General features: G+C 37.6%; 13 protein-coding genes and 1 pseudogene. 6 read left to right on the top strand and 8 right to left on the bottom strand.

Features of this window, described 5'->3' with window-relative positions; genetic code table 11:
• Positions 1–647: 647 nt before the first annotated feature.
• Positions 648–1,043, top strand: a complete 396-nt coding sequence (gene msrB / locus QZ276_RS03950) for a peptide-methionine (R)-S-oxide reductase MsrB (RefSeq protein WP_292485487.1) — start codon at positions 648–650, stop codon at positions 1,041–1,043.
• Between the two features lie 122 nt (positions 1,044–1,165).
• Here the strand turns inward: msrB and QZ276_RS03945 are convergent, their stop codons facing one another.
• Complete coding sequence (locus QZ276_RS03945) at positions 1,166–1,363, bottom strand: hypothetical protein (protein ID WP_292485483.1); 198 nt, start codon at positions 1,361–1,363, stop codon at positions 1,166–1,168.
• Positions 1,364–1,549: 186 nt separating this feature from the next.
• Positions 1,550–2,833: a phosphomethylpyrimidine synthase ThiC gene (thiC, locus tag QZ276_RS03940; protein WP_292485481.1), complete on the bottom strand. Its 1,284-nt coding sequence runs from the start codon at positions 2,831–2,833 to the stop codon at positions 1,550–1,552.
• A gap of 303 nt (positions 2,834–3,136) precedes the next feature.
• Between thiC and QZ276_RS03935 the strand changes: the two are divergent.
• Positions 3,137–3,610 (top strand): annotated as a pseudogene (locus QZ276_RS03935) (RNA-guided endonuclease TnpB family protein).
• A 238-nt stretch (positions 3,611–3,848) separates the two neighbouring features.
• Complete coding sequence (locus tag QZ276_RS03930) at positions 3,849–6,167, top strand: DNA topoisomerase (protein ID WP_292485478.1); 2,319 nt, start codon at positions 3,849–3,851, stop codon at positions 6,165–6,167.
• Positions 6,168–6,362: 195 nt separating this feature from the next.
• Here the strand turns inward: QZ276_RS03930 and QZ276_RS03925 are convergent, their stop codons facing one another.
• The 6 genes from QZ276_RS03925 to QZ276_RS03900 all read right to left on the bottom strand — a co-directional run bounded on the left by QZ276_RS03925 (position 6,363) and on the right by QZ276_RS03900 (position 12,954).
• Positions 6,363–6,905: a nitroreductase gene (locus QZ276_RS03925; protein ID WP_292485476.1), complete on the bottom strand. Its 543-nt coding sequence runs from the start codon at positions 6,903–6,905 to the stop codon at positions 6,363–6,365.
• A gap of 95 nt (positions 6,906–7,000) precedes the next feature.
• The gene (gene ilvC, locus QZ276_RS03920; RefSeq protein WP_292485474.1) at positions 7,001–7,993 is read right to left on the bottom strand and encodes a ketol-acid reductoisomerase; all 993 of its coding nucleotides are present in this window, start codon (positions 7,991–7,993) and stop codon (positions 7,001–7,003) included.
• Positions 7,994–8,048: 55 nt separating this feature from the next.
• Positions 8,049–8,534, bottom strand: a complete 486-nt coding sequence (ilvN, locus tag QZ276_RS03915; RefSeq protein ID WP_292485471.1) for an acetolactate synthase small subunit — start codon at positions 8,532–8,534, stop codon at positions 8,049–8,051.
• Positions 8,535–8,536: 2 nt separating this feature from the next.
• Positions 8,537–10,222 carry an acetolactate synthase large subunit gene (locus QZ276_RS03910; protein WP_292485469.1) on the bottom strand — a complete coding sequence of 562 codons (1,686 nt, stop codon included), beginning with the start codon at positions 10,220–10,222 and terminating at the stop codon, positions 8,537–8,539.
• A gap of 95 nt (positions 10,223–10,317) precedes the next feature.
• A complete protein-coding gene (locus QZ276_RS03905; protein WP_292485485.1) occupies positions 10,318–11,799 on the bottom strand; it encodes a (R)-citramalate synthase in 1,482 nt (493 codons plus the stop codon).
• Between the two features lie 93 nt (positions 11,800–11,892).
• Positions 11,893–12,954 carry a M42 family metallopeptidase gene (locus tag QZ276_RS03900; RefSeq protein ID WP_292485467.1) on the bottom strand — a complete coding sequence of 354 codons (1,062 nt, stop codon included), beginning with the start codon at positions 12,952–12,954 and terminating at the stop codon, positions 11,893–11,895.
• A 462-nt stretch (positions 12,955–13,416) separates the two neighbouring features.
• Between QZ276_RS03900 and QZ276_RS03895 the strand changes: the two genes are divergently transcribed.
• The 3 genes from QZ276_RS03895 (at position 13,417) to QZ276_RS03885 (ending at position 16,178) form a co-directional block, all read left to right on the top strand.
• Positions 13,417–13,722, top strand: a complete 306-nt coding sequence (locus tag QZ276_RS03895; RefSeq protein WP_292485466.1) for a transposase — start codon at positions 13,417–13,419, stop codon at positions 13,720–13,722.
• Positions 13,722–13,874, top strand: a complete 153-nt coding sequence (locus QZ276_RS03890) for a hypothetical protein (RefSeq protein ID WP_292485464.1) — start codon at positions 13,722–13,724, stop codon at positions 13,872–13,874. The genes QZ276_RS03895 and QZ276_RS03890 overlap by 1 nt, the downstream gene beginning before the upstream one ends.
• 1,029 nt (positions 13,875–14,903) lie before the next feature.
• Positions 14,904–16,178: an adenylosuccinate synthase gene (locus QZ276_RS03885; RefSeq protein ID WP_292485463.1), complete on the top strand. Its 1,275-nt coding sequence runs from the start codon at positions 14,904–14,906 to the stop codon at positions 16,176–16,178.
• The last annotated feature ends 740 nt before the right edge of the window (positions 16,179–16,918 follow it).

Raw genomic sequence — 16,918 nt, 5'->3', positions numbered from 1 at the left:
AACGCAAGAAAAATATTGTCATCATTTGTTATAAATATTTATAGTCCTATAGTAAAGGATAGACAGTAGATGTAGAGAATGAGGGAAAAACTCTACACCTGTTTAAAGTAGTGGACGAGCGTGTTTAATGGTTGAGTGGGGGTTCAGCCATCAGGGAGATGTGTGGTTGAAAGTAGTCAAAGTGGTCTTATCTGCCCAGTCTGTGTAATTGGGTTTACCGCAGGCTGGGTAGCTAATCACCATTGAACATATCAACTGTATATACAAATCCACACTCTAAACCTGAAGTGTTCATGATTTTATATAGGTGTTCTGGTTTTTTCTTTAAATTCATAATTTTAAAAAATAGTTTTAAATGTTGATATAACTCACATTACAGAGTTTTCACCCTACATCCAGACTTATCATTCATTGTTGCAATTACTGTTACGGCATGTTCCAGAGGCTTAAGTTGAAATTATGTATGTACTGCTCTATAGGTTCCATCTGTTTTTGTAGATGGGAAAAACCAATCCCTAAATAATAATTTAATACTTCTCTCCATAAAAGCTAATTATTATTAGACATATTGTTCTATTAGAAATTGATTCATGTTCAAACATTAAGATTGTAATATTGAACAGGTAACGTAATTATAGTGGGGGAAAATTGTGCATAAGGTTGAAAAATCCGAAGAGGAGTGGAAAAAAGAACTCACTCCTGAACAATATAATATACTACGTGAGAAAGGAACAGAACCACCGTTTACAGGAAAATACTATCAGAATAAAAGAAAAGGTATTTACAGATGCGCTGGATGCGGTCAGGAACTGTTTTCATCTGAAACCAAATATGATTCAGGCACCGGATGGCCCAGTTTCTGGAATCCAATATCTGAAGACAGAATAGAAACAAAAACTGATTACAGTTTTTCAATGGAAAGAACCGAAGTAATGTGTAGTAGATGCGGAGGACATCTGGGACATGTATTTAATGATGGTCCACAACCCACAGGTAAACGCTACTGTCTCAACTCCGTAGCTCTTGATTTTAAGGAAGAATAAAGATAAGGGTATAAGTATATAATTTTTTATTTCAGTTTTTCCACTTTTTCCATTACAAGTTTTTTCAAATCTTCAAGGGTTTTGCAACTGTTGATTTCTTTTGATGTAATAAAAAGCTCGGGCTAATTTTCATCTTTTATTTTATAGGCGCAGGGAAAACTGGCATCGCTTATGCCATAAATATCTAAGAATTCATCTTTGTGTAAAAACACTACAGGAACATCCAGATTATTTACAAATTCCTTCCATTCATTTTTCATACCAAAGTTTCCGAATGTTATTGCACAGAGGTTGCATGGATAAGTTGATGGTGACGTCATTTTATGAAAATAGTCAGATAAAGTATTTAACATTCCACTTTCTGCATTATATACAAATATTATCTTTTGATTGGTCATAAACTACTCCCCTTTGAAATTACATTATTTTATTCTATTTAAATTGTAACTCTTTTATTGTAATTTTTTAATTAATTTCGGTACAATTACGCGTAATATTATGAGTTTTTAATTGCTTTTTTCTTTTTCCAGAGCTTTTTTGACAATTTCCATGGCGCAGAGGTCTCCACACATGGAACATGCATCGCTTTCGGTCACTCTGCTTTCTCTGATAGACTGGGCTTTTTCACTGTCAATTGCCAGATTGTACTGTGTATTCCAATCCAGATTTTTACGTGCATAAGCCATTTCAGTATCTACACTACGTGCACGTTCTTTTTGTCCATCTTTAAGAAGGTCAGCAGAATGTGCAGCAATCCTTGTAACTATTGCTCCTTCCTTTATATCTTCAATAGAGGGCAGTGCAAGATGTTCTGAGGGTGTTGTCATGCATAGAAAATCCGCCCCATACATTCCAGCAATGGTGCCGCCGATAGCACCTGTTATATGGTCATAACCGGGAGCAATATCAGTTACAAGAGGTCCCAGAAGATAAAGTGGAGCTCCGTCGCACAGTTTTTTCATTCCCTGAACACTAAGTTCAATTTCATCCACTGGTACATGTCCCGGACCTTCAACAAACGTCTGAACATTCTGGTTTCGAGCTTTTTTAATCAATTCTCCCAATGTTATGAACTCCATAAATTTTGGTCCATCGGAAGCATCATTTATGCATCCTGGACGCATACCGTCTCCAAGACTCAATGTCATGTCATATTCATGAGCAATTTCTAAAAGATAGTCAAATTCACTGTAAAATGGATTTTCCTGTTCATTATGAACCATCCATGCTATGGTGAAAGCACCACCACGGCTGACAACATCTGTAATTCTGTCACTGTTTCTGAGTCGCTCAAGAGCATTCAGGTTTGCTCCTGCATGTATAGTAACAAAATCCACACCGCCTTTTGCATGCTTTAAAACCGCATCGAACATATCATCTGATGACATATCTACAACAGATTTATGTGATGAGGCAGCCTGATATATGGGGACAGTACCAAAGGACATGTTTATAGAGTCCATTACTTTTTTCCTTATTTTGTCAAGTTCTCCTCCAGTGGACAAATCCATTAAGGTATCGGCACCGTATCTTTCTGCAGATTTTGCTTTTTCTACTTCGGTATCGATATCTACATAATCTCTGGATGTACCAATATTGGCGTTTATTTTTGTACTCATGTATTTTCCAATCCCACAGAGGTTAGAACTGCTGTTGACGTTTTTTGGAATGGTTATCAGTCCCTCTGCAACACATGAACGCACGGTTTCAGAATCAATCCCTTCTTTTTCAGCCACGTTTTTTATTAAAGGTGTGATAATGCCTTTTTTAGCATCTTCCATTAATGTCATTGTTACTCTCTTGTTAGGTTTATTTGCAAAATAAAGATTTAGTCCAATATATATGTTTCATCACAATTGATGCAAAAAGAAAAATGATTTATTATGCTGATTCTATAAACCAGTATAAAGGGAATGTTGATGAATAATAGATTAAGAAACCATATTTTAAGTGTATTTATAAAGATTGAAGGTAGAAAACCATTGTGTCTTTAGCATTGCATCAAATCGTAGATTTAATGCGAGTTTCATTTCTTTGAAATGAAACACGGGGATGAATACCGTCTAATCTATATCATAGCATATAAATAAATAATGTTAAATCATAATTACTGTAATATGTTAAAAGCCTACAAGTACCGTATGTATCCAAACCAAACTCAACAAGAGTTGATTGCAAAACATATAGGAGCTTGTAGGTTCATATATAACTGGGCTCTGGAAAGTTAAAATGTAAAAGGACTGCTGAAAAATCATAATCTGGCACAGCATATAACTGATGCCTCTTGGAGTAGTTTTTTACAGAAATTAGAATATAAAGCAGAATGGTATGGTAAAAAAATCATCAAGATAGGACGATTTGACCCATCAAGTAAAATCTGTCATGTATGCGGATATTACAATCAGGATTTGGAACTTAAAGACAGAGAACGGGAATGTCCTGGCTGCAAAACGACACATGATAGAGACATCAATGCATCAATAAATATTAAAAAATTTGCATTAGATAAGCAAAATCTAATTTCACCTTCGGAACGAGGGGTAGATCCTGTGGACTTGTTCCCATAAGGGAAAAGTATGAAACAGGAAACATCTGAGTCTTTAGCTCAGGTGTAGTTCACACAACGTATAAATATAACTTCTGTAACTTCTCATCCAGTACCGGATGTTTACATCAATATAATGTTTCATATACCTAATCATGAGTTACCGGAACGAGTTTATATGTGATATTTAAAATCAAAGAAATTAAATCATCTAATTCTCAAAAATCGTAAATAAGATAACGTTAACAGGTAACATAAGAATGAGTATAGTTGCTTTTGCAGAAAAAAACAAGGCTGCAGCCCAGATAGCCAGTATTCTCAGTGAGGGTGATTTTGAACGTACAACACTTGAGGGTGTAAACGTTTATGAATTTAAAAAGGATGGAAAACAATGGCGAGTCATGGGATTATCAGGTCATATAATGAGTTATGACTACCCACAGGAATATAATAACTGGAAAGATGTTGACCCGGGTGTACTTATCGACACAATGCCTGAACAATTTATAACCAAACAGGCTTTTGCCAATGCTATATCCCGTTTAGCCAAGGATTCAGATGAGATTATCCTTGCATGTGATTATGACAGAGAAGGGGAAAATATTGGTTTTGAAGCAAAATCAATTTCAGAAAAAGTATGTAATTCACCAATCAAACGGGCACGCTTTTCATCCCTTTCCACCGGTGAAATAAAAAAAGCATTTCAGAATCCATTAGAACCCGATGTAAATCTGGCTAATTCAGCAAAAGCCCGACAAATACTGGATTTGAAAATGGGTGTCGCATTCACCCGATATATCACGCTTTCAGTCCAGCAAAAAGCCAGAACCAAAGGAGTGCTTTCCATAGGACCCTGCCAGACACCCACATGCGGATTTGTCTATGAACGAGAAAAAGCAATTAAAGATTTTGAGCCCAGAGATTTCTGGAAAATAGAGGCAGTTTTTAATCACAACGACATAGATTTTCAGGGCACTCACAGGTCAGGAAAATTTTTTGATAAAAAAAAGGCGGATACGGTTCACAATAATATCAAAATTTGTAAAACCGGGATAATAACCAACAAAAAAGTAAAAGAGACTAAATCCAGTCCGCCTTATCCGTTAAATACAAATGAATTTTTAAAACGTGCATCCAAATTTCTGGGTCTTAATTCAGACAGAGCACTTGAAATTGCAGAACAGTTGTATCTGTCAGGGTTTACCAGCTATCCAAGGACTGAAACAAATAAATATGCAAACGATTTTGATTTTAAATCCCGTGTTGCAGAGCTGACAAAAAAAGCACATAAAGAGCTTGCACTTGAAGTATTTAAAAAATCTGAAGACGGTTTCAATCCCAGAAACGGTACAAAGGATGCACAAGACCACCCACCAATCCATCCTATAAAATCGGCGAATAAAGGTGATATAAATAACGCGGTAAACGATTCCAAAGGCTGGGATGTGTATGACTTAATAGTCAGGCATTTTCTTGCAAATCTGCTGCAACCAGCTGTTTTTGAAAAAACCCGGCTTGAAATCTCTGTCAACGATGAAATATTCGATGCAACAGGTACAGTGAAAAAGGAATCAGGGTGGATGTGGGCATATCCTTTTGAAGCCAAAAACGACAAGATTCTTCCAGAAATAGAAATTAATGAAAAATTAAGGATTAATAAAATCACAAATACCAAATCCCAGACTAGTCCACCAAAACGCCTTACAGAGTCAGAACTTCTGACACTTATGGATAAAAATGGAATTGGTACCAAAGCAACAGCACCTACACATATAGAAACCAATAAAAAACGAGGATATTTTGAAACAAAAGGCAAATCCATATCCATCCTTGATACAGGTTTCACCCTTATGGAAGCACTGGATAAATCTGTACCTTTAATTGTCAAACCTGAAATCAGGGCACGTGTAGAACAGCTTATCCAGGATGTAGAAGATGGTAAAAAATCACTCGATGGAGCAATTAATGAGGGAACAGCACTTATAAAACAGATGTACTCCCAGCTAACCTCCAATAAAGATGAGATGGTATCACAGATAGCCGGTACAATCTATGATGAAAGCGTTGTCGCAGATTCGGATAATTATATAGGTAAATGTAGTGAATGCAATCGTGTTCTTCGAATAGTAACAACGGATAACGGCAGGTTTGTGGGATGTACAGGTTATCCAGAATGTAAAAATACCTATCCACTCCCCAAAAAGGGTGCTTTGAACATAATGAAAAGTCGTGAATGTAAAAAAGGGGCACCTGCTGTAATCAAAGTGGGTAACAAATATCATTGGGCTGTTGGTATAGGACCATGTTTCAAATGCGATATGGAAAATGAGTGTTTTCCACCTGAAATTGTTGGACAGTGTCCCAATTGCGATGGGTATATGTTTTTGATAAAAACCAAGGATTCACGTTTTCTTGGATGCACCAATAAATGTGGTTATACCCAGTCTGTTCCCAAATCAGGCAGATTGACTATTCTTGATAATACATGTGAATGCGGCTGGTATATTGTACGTGTAAAAGAAAAGGAAAAAGAAGCAAAGGAGTTTTGTGTAAATAGGAAATGCATCAACAAACTTTGATATTATTCTTCTACTGGGTAACAAAATTTTGATATAATTATTTTTATTGAGTAATTTAAGCAAAGGTCTTATATATACTGACTGACAAATAGTTCGTATAGAGACGAAGAAAAAATCAAAAAGTTTAAAAGCTTGATTTTTCATACACCCTTTAATCAAGCTAATAATCCCAGAAAACTTACCTCCTATACCCCATCAATACTCTTCGTCTCTTTTTTCTTCTATCCATCTGTTACTGAATTTTTCACTATATACAAGTTCATTTATTTCTTTTCGCTCTGATGTTGACTTTTCTGCTGGATGTCCTATGGCAACTACTGCCATGAGTTCGAAAGATTCGGGTGTTTCCAGTATGGCATTAACGCTTTCAGCCTGGTTTAGAATCTCTCCCAGCCAGACAGCACCCAGCCCCAGCTCATGACATGCAAGTAGCATGTTTTCAATGGATGCACCAATGGACTGTATATCTTTAACATAGTTGTATAAGACCTCATGATAGAGGTATACTACAATTAAAAGAGGTGCACCTTCTACAATTTCACTGTAGTGGGTACATGTAGATAGATTTTTTATAGTTTCTTTGTTCTGTATAACAATGTATCTCCAAGGCTGGTTGTTTAATCCTGATGGAGCCCATCGACCAGAATCCAGAATTGTATCTATATCCTCTTTTTCAACAGGAGTATTTTCAAATTTCCTTATACTTCTTCTGGCTTTTATTGTATCTAATGTATGCAAAGTTGACACCCTTTAATCAGTTAATTGGCCCATAAAAACAAAAGATTTTCCTGTTATCAAACAGGAAAACCCATTAATTGAACGGATTCCAGATTTTATCCCTGAAGCCAAGGGATCTTGGATCTTAATTCTTTGCCTACGTTTTCAGCAAGGTGTTCTTTTTCTTTTTTCTCCAGTGCACTTAATACGGGGCTGTTTGTCTGGTTTTCAAGCACAAAATCTCTGGCAAATTCACCGCTCTGGATTCTTTCGAGTGCTTCATACATCGCTTCCCTTGATTGGTCATTTATTATTTTTGGACCTACTGTGAGCCCTCCATATTCAGCGGTGTTTGATACCGAACTCCACATTTTTTCAAGACCGCCTTCATAGATGAGGTCAACAATCAATTTCAGTTCATGGAATGTTTCAAAATAAGCCATTTCCGGCTGATATCCAGCGTCAACAAGTGTTTCAAATGCGGTTTTTATAAGGGTACTCACTCCTCCACAAAGATCTACCTGCTCCCCGAAAAGGTCAGTTTCGGTTTCTTCCCGGAAACTGGTTTCAAGGACTCCTGCTCTGGTACATCCTATACCTTTTGCGTGGGCAAGAGCCAGATTTTTCGCATCTCCAGTGGCATCCTGATATACAGCTATCAGGCCTGGTACACCTGCGCCCTCTTCAAAGGTTCTTCTAACAAGATGTCCCGGACTTTTTGGAGCAACCATATAGACATCTATATCTTTTGAGGGTACAATCTGGTTGTAGTGGATGTTGAAACCGTGTGAGAAAACTATGGCGTTCCCGGGTTCTATTCCGGGTTCGATATGTGATTCATAAACATTTGCCTGAACTTCATCAGGCATAAGTATCTGTATTACATCAGCAGCTTTTGCGGCTTCAGATATGGATTTTACTTCAAGCCCGTCGTTCTCTGCTTGTTTCCATCGAGAACTTCCTTCTCTTAAACCGATTATAACATTCAATCCGCTGTCATGTAGATTCTGTGCCTGTGCATGACCCTGACTTCCGTATCCTATAACTGCAATTGTTTTGTCTTTTAATGCATCGATATTCGCATTATCATCATAATACATCTCTACCATTTTTACTACCTCTGTTTTTGTTTTGTATAATATAATTAAACGTAATTTTAATTTTTCAGGATTTTTTAATTCCTCTTGTCATCGCAATTTTACCGGTCCTTACCATTTCTTTTATACCAAATGGGCGTAAAAGCTGTTCTATTGCGTTGATTTTATCCTCGTTACCAGTAATCTCTATTGTCATGGATTTTGCCGCAACATCAACTGTACGGGCTCTGAAAACATCCACTATCTGCATGATTTCAGGTCTTGTTTTGGTATCGGTTGTCACTTTTATAAGTGCCAATTCTCGTTCAACCGAATCCTTTGCATCTAAATCGGTAACTCTTATAACATCAACCAGTTTATTTAATTGTTTGGTTACCTGTTCCAGTACATAATCATCACCGTGTACTACAATGGACATCCGGGATATATCCGGGTCATCGGTAATTCCTACCGCCAGGCTGTCTATGTTGTAGCCTCGTCTTGAGAAAAGTCCTGCTACTCGTGCAAGGACACCGTATTTGTTCTCAACCAGAACTGCAAGTGTGTGCTTCATTATTATCTCTCCAGATCCAGTATTTCATTGATTGCAGCGCTTGCGGGCACCATTGGTGATACATTTTCACTTTTTTCTACGATAAAGTCGATAACAGTGGGTCTTCCGGATTCGAGTGCTTTATCGATCACCGGTCTTACCTCATCCGGTTTTTCAGCTCTCAGACCCAGTGCACCATAGGCTTCGGCAAGCTTGACAAAATCGACACTTTCTTCAAGACATGTACATGAATACCTCTGTTCAAAGAACAGCTCCTGCCACTGTCTGACCATGCCCAGATAGCAGTTGTTAATTACCGCGATAATAACCGGAATATTATGCTGTACTGCTGTCGCAAGTTCCTGACTGTTCATCTGGAAAGAACCATCCCCTGCAATATCAAAAACCACTTTTTCAGGCTTGCCTATTTTTGCACCAAGAGCTGCAGGGAATCCATATCCCATAGTTCCGAGACCACCGGAAGTGATGAATGTACGTGGCTCTTTAAATTTGAAGTATTGCGAAGCCCACATCTGGTGTTGCCCTACTTCTGTAACAATTATGGCATCGTCGCATGCTTCATTTATCTGCTCGATAACATACTGCGGTTTTATCACATCTTCATTTTCAAAGTATTTCAGAGGATATTGTTTTTTCCATTGATTGATTTTTTGAAGCCATGGTCCAAAATCACATGTGCTGACTTGTTTAGTCAATGATTTCAGTATCCATTTAGCATCTCCTACTATAGGTACACTTACCTTGATATTCTTTGAAATTTCTGCAGGGTCTATGTCGATATGTATTATATCTGCATTTGGAGCAAATGCTGCAATTTTTCCTGTGACCCTGTCATCAAACCTTGCCCCAACAGCGATTATAAGGTCAGATTCTTGTATTGCATAGTTTGCATATTTTGTTCCATGCATGCCAAGCATACCTATATACTGGGGATGGTCGTCAGGAAAACTTCCGATACCTGTAAGTGTAGTTGTAACTGGAGCATTGATTTTTTCGGCAAATTCTTTTAGTTCATCACTGGCATTGGAATTAATGATGCCTCCGCCTGCGTATATTACCGGTTTTTTCGACCTTTCTATATATTCGGAGGCTTTTTTAACCTGCTGAAGGTTACCTTTATAAGTGGGTTTGTATCCTCTCAGTTCCACTTTATCTGGGTAATGGAAGTATATTTCCTGTGCGGTAACATCTTTTGGTATATCGATTAGAACAGGACCTTTTCTCCCGGTTGATGCAATATGGAATGCTTCTTTTATTACTCTTGGTAAATCATTTGCATCCTGTACAAGGTAATTGTGTTTTGTAATTGGCAATGTGATACCTGTAATGTTTGCTTCCTGGAAAGCATCATTACCTATCATAAAAGTGGGGACTTGTCCTGTTATGGCAACCATAGGGATTGAATCCATATACGCGGTTGCAATCCCTGTTACAAGATTGGTTGCACCGGGCCCCGAGGTAGCAACACATACACCAGTTTTACCCGTAGCTCTTGCATATCCATCTGCTGCATGGGCTGCTGATTGTTCGTGCCGTGTTAGTATATGATTTAAATCCGATTTGTAAATTTCATCATATAGAGGAAGTACAGCACCTCCGGGATACCCAAATATTGTATCCACATTTTCTTTATATAGACATTCAATAAGAGCCCGTGCACCGGTCATTTTTTCTGTAGACTCTTTCATGCTACATCTCCATAATTTTGTAATTGATATGAATATTGATAACTTTAATATCTGGTGTTGGTTGAGCCAACTTATATACCTGAAGCATATAAGCTTCACTCATCCAATAAATAGTTAATACCGTTTAAAACAGCTTCAACAGATGCCATTATGATATCAGTGCGAGCTCCTCTGGAAGTAATTATCTTTCCGTCTTTTGAAAGTTTAACCAGTACTTCCACAAGTGCATCAGTACCACCTGTTATAGCATCCACATGATATTCCTGAAGTTGTATGTCTGCAACACCTGAAATGGCTTTTCGGACTCCCTGGATGGCGGCATCTACAGGTCCGTTTCCAACACCCGCTTCAACTATATCCTGACCATTGACATTGAGTTTGGTGGACGCGGTGGGTGTGACAGTATTTCCGGAAACGACGGTAAGTTCTTCCAGTTTGACTTTTGGTTCACGGTAAATTTCAAGAACAGTCTCAGCAATGGATTGGATATCTGCATCGCTAACCCTTTTTCCTTTATCTGCTAGTACTTTGACCCTACTCAATATCTCGTCAAGCTGGGACTCATCAACTTCAAGTCCGAGTTCTTTGAGTGCAAGTTTTAATGAACTTTTACCTGCATGTTTACCCATGACAATTTTTCGCTCTCTACCTATAGTCTCTGGTTTTAATGGTTCATAGGTAGAGGTATTTGCCAGCAGACCGTGAACATGGATTCCTGCTTCATGGGTAAATGCATTCTCTCCAACAAGAGCTTTATTAGCAGAAACAGGAAGACCTGTCAAACGGCTTACAGTTCTTGATGTTTTGTATAATTCTTCAAGTTTAATACCTGTATCATGATTATACAGCCATTCAAGTATCATTATAACTTCTTCAAGCGAAGTGTTTCCTGCTCTTTCGCCGATACCATTGACAGTCATGTGGCACTCACGAGCACCTGCATTAATTGCAGCAACACTGTTAGCTACAGCAAGTCCAAAATCATCATGACAGTGGACGCTTAAAGGAGCATCAAGGGAAGATGACATATCTGAAAAAATCTCTCTTGTTTTTTCAGGAGTAAGCATCCCAACAGTATCACAATAGCACAATCTGTCTGCACCTGCACTAATACCGTCTGAATATAGTGATTTCAGGAATTCATGGTCTGCACGGGATGCATCTTCTCCGCTGAGTTCCACAATAAGCCCGTGGTCTTTAGCATATTCAGTAACTTCACTTGCTATCTGGCGTACATCATCCCGGTCTTTTTTTAGTTTGGCGGTAATGTGAAGGTCAGATACCGGAACTACCAGATGAATTGAATCAACACCACATTCGAGCGCATAATCCACATCAGAGTTTTTGATACGGCAATAACTACAGATTTCAGCATTGATATTTTCTGCAGTGATTGCTTTTATAGACTCGCGTTCACCTTCTGAAGTTATTGCTGAACCGGCTTCAATTATATCTATACCAAGCTCATCCAGTTTATGAGCTATTGATACTTTATCTTCGGTTGTAAGTGCTACACCGGGTGTTTGTTCACCATCTCTTAGTGTAGTATCCAGAAAACGAATATTTTCGAATAATATGATCCCTCACATTTGTTTATGCAGCATATATTTAACATCTATCTTAGATATGTTTAACGATGGTATTTCCATTAGTATCAGTAATATATAAGCTCAGAGATATTTTTCAGTATTTAAAATTGCTTTGGTTACAAGGTCTACGGCAGACTTCATGTCGTCTATACTCAAGAGTTCAACCGGTGAGTGAATATATCTGGTTGCAATGCTGATGGTACTTGAAGGTATACCTTCTCTTGTAATATGTATGGCAGTTGCATCAGTTGTACCGCCATCACTAACATCCATTTGATACGGTATGTCGTTTTCATCTCCGGTTTCCTTTAGCCATTTTACAATATTTTTGTCAGCGATTAATCCTCGACCACCAGCGTCCATTACAGTAATAACACACCCTTCTCCTATTTCAAGGGCTGAATCCTTTTTCTCAATACCGGGATGGTCACCGGGTATAGTAGTATCAAGAGCTATGGCAGCGTCTGGATTCAGTCCGAATGCTGATGTACGAGCTCCTTTTAATCCGACCTCTTCCTGAACAGTTCCTACAGCATATATAGTAGGCTTTATATCAACATCCATTTTAGAAAGTTGTTTCATTATTTCAATGGCTACGGCAACGCCTGCTCTGTTATCAAAGGCTTTCCCGGTCATAAACCCATTTGCAAGGGGTTCAAAATCCCTGTCAAGAGATATGGTAGACCCTACTTGTACACCAAGGTTTTCTGCGTCTTCTTTATCCTTGGCACCGATGTCTATAAACATATCTTCTGCTTTTATCGGTTTCTTCTTATCCTCGTCGCTCATTACATGTGGTGGTTTGGCACCGATGACTCCTTTTATGGGACCATTTTCAGTGTTTATTACAACACGCTGATTGTAAAGTGTTTGATCAAACCATCCACCGACTTTAACAAATCTTATAAACCCGTTGTCATCGATGTATTTAACCATCAATCCAATTTCATCCATATGAGCAGCCAGCATTATGGTAGGTCCACTGCCCTTTTTTGTGGCTATAAGATTTCCGTTTTTGTCGGTTCTGATGTCGTCTACATAGGGTCTGATTTCTTCTTCCATTATATTTCTGATATTGTTTTCAGATCCCGATATTCCATGTGCATTTGACAATTTTTCAATTAGTTTTTGTATATGTTCCATTGTTATCACCGTATATCTGTACAAGGCTTTTAAGAATATAAATTGTTTGAGTTGGTTATGTACGTTATCATAAATTATAAAAAGACTATCAAATATGTTCTTGAGATTTACTCACTGGGTTTAAAGCTACAACCTCTATCCCTTTTGCTGTTATTTTGATGAATACATTCATCCTACAGGTCGCAGGGACACCCTGCGCGAGCTGGGTGAGGAATGCGACCTATCTTTCAAATCATTACTGTCTGTATTAGAGTTGAACATTTTGCTGAGATTCTCCTGCATTCTTTCTTAACGTTTGGGTTTTTGTCTAAAGTATTTTCCAATATGTTCATGATGCTGAAGTAACCTGAAATTCTTTTACGATGAACGGGGTAAAGGGGTAGAGAAAGCCCATGAGTTCACTCATGCTCTTAAAATCAGAACACTCTATATTAGAAATTCTCGCATTGCCTGAGCAAACTGTTGGTCGAAAAATACGACCTGATAGTATTTGAGAATTTGAAAATAAAGAACCTTGTCAAAAATAATAGATTAGCTAAATCAATCTCTGATGTGGGATGGAACAAGTTGATTCAGCACGTGACCTATAAAGCTGCTGAGAGAGGTAAAATAGTGGGCAAGGTCAATCCTGATAACACTACTCAGGTCTGTTCTCATTGCGGAACTAAAAAGAAAGAGAAAATGAGATTAGAAGACAGAACGTCCCACTGCAGTAACTGTGGATTAGAAATTGACAGAGAAGATATCTCAATGCTGCAGTCAACATAATGACAAAATCATCATACTTTAATCCAACAATGCATACCGTGGGGCTCGCGGGAATCAATGGCTGTGGAGATGGTACCTCTACGACTGGTCCCGGCATCAGTTCGCAAGTACCGTCTATGAACCAGCAAATGCTCAACCTCATTAAAGGTTGAGGCTCTTATGGTTCCAAGTGAACCCCACGACTTCACAGGCTGTCCGACAATTCGATTATTACTAATTTATTTTATTTATGATTTAAATAAATATAGGTTAAAAATTACTTTATTTATTAATGGAATTTATCCAATCATCCAAAAACCAAGTATGGCTAATATTACCTGATATAAGAGAAACAATATAGATTTATCATATCACTTACTTAGCAGGTTCTTTTGTAGAAGAGTTCCATTTTAATATTAATTGTCGGACAGGCTGTTCAGTCGTGGGAGAGCAGTCAGCATATCCAGGTGTATAGATTCAGTTCTTGTCACGAATAATAGATATTTCAAGGAAAAGGCTTTGTATTTCTAATAATTCCTTTAGTTTCAGTAGAGGAAAGGTATCAGAATAGTCCAATTTCAGCGGATTCAGTTAAGTTTCAGCTAAGTTTCAGTTGATGAACGTTATCAGGGGATAATAGTTTCAGGTGTTTCAGGGTAATATCGATACCATTTAATGAAATAGTTTAATCATCGCAAATTTTTCAAAGTAAGGAATACACTAAATTTATCCAGCTATTAACTAACATTATAAATTTTGCAAAATATTTGTTGTATGAGTTTGTGGGTATGGATATATACCTGAAACCACTGAAACTGAAGGACATTGATGCTGTTTTTACACATGAAACGCAGTGAAACTGAACTGAAATCAGTTTCATACCACCTGATTAACTGGCTATTTTTGATTCTATAGAAATTCTTGATATTCAAATGATAATCGGAATCAACAATATTTGTATTACACACCGCGGTACACACAATACAGGTTACATCGGACGATTCGCTGATAATCTGCGACAAACAGGCCTGTTGATTAGGATGAATCCTCAACCATCTCCGGGATGATATGGGTACTCGCAGAAAACATCGCCCTTTTAGGCGAGGTAGTTCACATAGATTAGTATATATATGTTATTGAATAGATTTGATTACTGCTATAAATCAAAACATTATTATGGTTATAATTAAAATCCTACTCCCATGTTTACGGTTTTAACAGGTGCTCAGTTTGGCGATGAAGGGAAAGGAAAAATTGTCGATTTGATGTCTAAAGATTACGATATAATAGTTCGTTTTCAGGGAGGAGATAATGCAGGACACACGGTAACAGTTGGAGATGATGTATATAAACTCCATCTTATTCCATCTGGTTTCCTTTATAATGCCAGAGTTCTGATAGGTCCGGGAGTAGTTCTAAATCCTGAAGTTCTTGCTGATGAAATAGATATGTTGGAAAAAAGCGGATGCAATGTTGAACCCGAAAAACTTGGCGTTGATTCAAAAACCAGTGTTATAATGCCTTATCATATTGAACTTGACAACCTGCGTGAATCAGCACTTACTGAAAAAATAGGGACCACCAAACGTGGAATTGGTTTTGCCTATGTAGATAAAGTAGCAAGGAATGAAATCCAGTTTTCAGACCTTACAGATAAAAACAAACTTATGGAGAAACTTTCAGAACTTGCACCCCAGAAGAAAAATGATATTAAATTTTTGGGAGGAGATTCGTCCATTGTAATGGATGAAGAATTGATTGACAAATATGTAAGACTTGGTAAAAAACTGGAACCATATATGGCGGATGTATCCTATGAGGCGAACAAGGCAATTGATGACGGAAAAAGTGTCATGGCAGAAGGTGCACAGGGGACTCATCTGGATGTTATTCATGGTACCCAGAAATATGTAACATCTTCAAGTACCATAGCAGGTTCTGCATGTTCCAGTATTGGTGTAGGTCCTACAAAGGTAACCAATGTGCTGGGAATTGTAAAATCCTATATAACACGTGTTGGTGAAGGACCGCTTCCGACAGAACTTAATGATGAAGTGGGAAAACATTTCCAAGATGTAGGTCGTGAATTCGGTACTACTACTGGAAGGCCCCGAAGATGTGGATGGATCGATTTACCGCTTATATTAAAATCCATTAATTTAAACGGTTATACTGGTATAGCACTAACCAAACTGGATGTACTTTCAGAACTTGACCCAATTAAAATCTGTGTAGGGTACAAACTTGATGGTGAATATATGGAATACCCTCCACATCTGACATCTGACCTTTCAAGATGTGAGCCTGTATATGAAGAGTTACCCGGATGGAAACAGGACCTCACCCATGTCACAGAATTTGGAGATCTTCCAGAAGAAGCACAAAAATATGTTAAACGCCTGGAAGAACTTATGGGTGTGCCTGTTGAATATATATCAGTGGGTCCTGGAAGAGCACAAACCTTCAAGAACCTATAATGCTCAATAGGTGGTTAGAAGTTTAATTGAGGAGGTTAAAATATCTCTTCAATAATCATTCTTTGGTACCACAATTGCTGATTGATATATCAAGTGGTAGTTGAATACCTCTTTTATAACAATCTCTTTTTGAATTAAGTTTTAGATGAATACATTATCTTTTTTCTAACTGGACAATTTCTTTTGGAACCCATACACCCTTATTATAAGCATCTATCAATAAGTATTCATATAGAAGAGGTATTAAAGAACATATCAAAATAAACAACTATTAGGAAAGAGGGGCAACAGGGGTACGTGAAAGCCAACGGTTTCTACAGGCCGTCCGACAATCAATGTTAAAGTGGGTATCTTATACAAAATGACCTACCAAGTAACATAAATTATCAGTCCTGATTGTTTCTCTTATATCAAGTGACAGCATCCGTGACTGGTTTTTGGATTATTGGATAAATGCTATTGGTACATAAATTAATTTTTAACCTACATTTATTTAAATAAGAAATAAAAATAGATTGACAGTATCGAATTGTCGGACAGGCTCTTCTAACCGTTGGATGAAACATCCCCGTTGTTTATTGTTTTTTAATCATAAATCTTTTAACGTAGTTAATCATATTTAGATGTGTACAAAAACAATGCTTTCAGTGTACAATTGCTTTGAGCAAGTTGCCTGATATAAGACATTGTTAAATTCAACCAGTTGTTTGTGTATCATCAAATTCCATCAGGTATTGTTT

Origin of the sequence: Methanohalobium sp., from assembly GCF_018609725.1 — an archaeon.
In the GTDB taxonomy this organism is placed as follows: domain Archaea; phylum Halobacteriota; class Methanosarcinia; order Methanosarcinales; family Methanosarcinaceae; genus Methanohalobium.
This window is presented reverse-complemented; position numbering and strand designations above follow the sequence as displayed.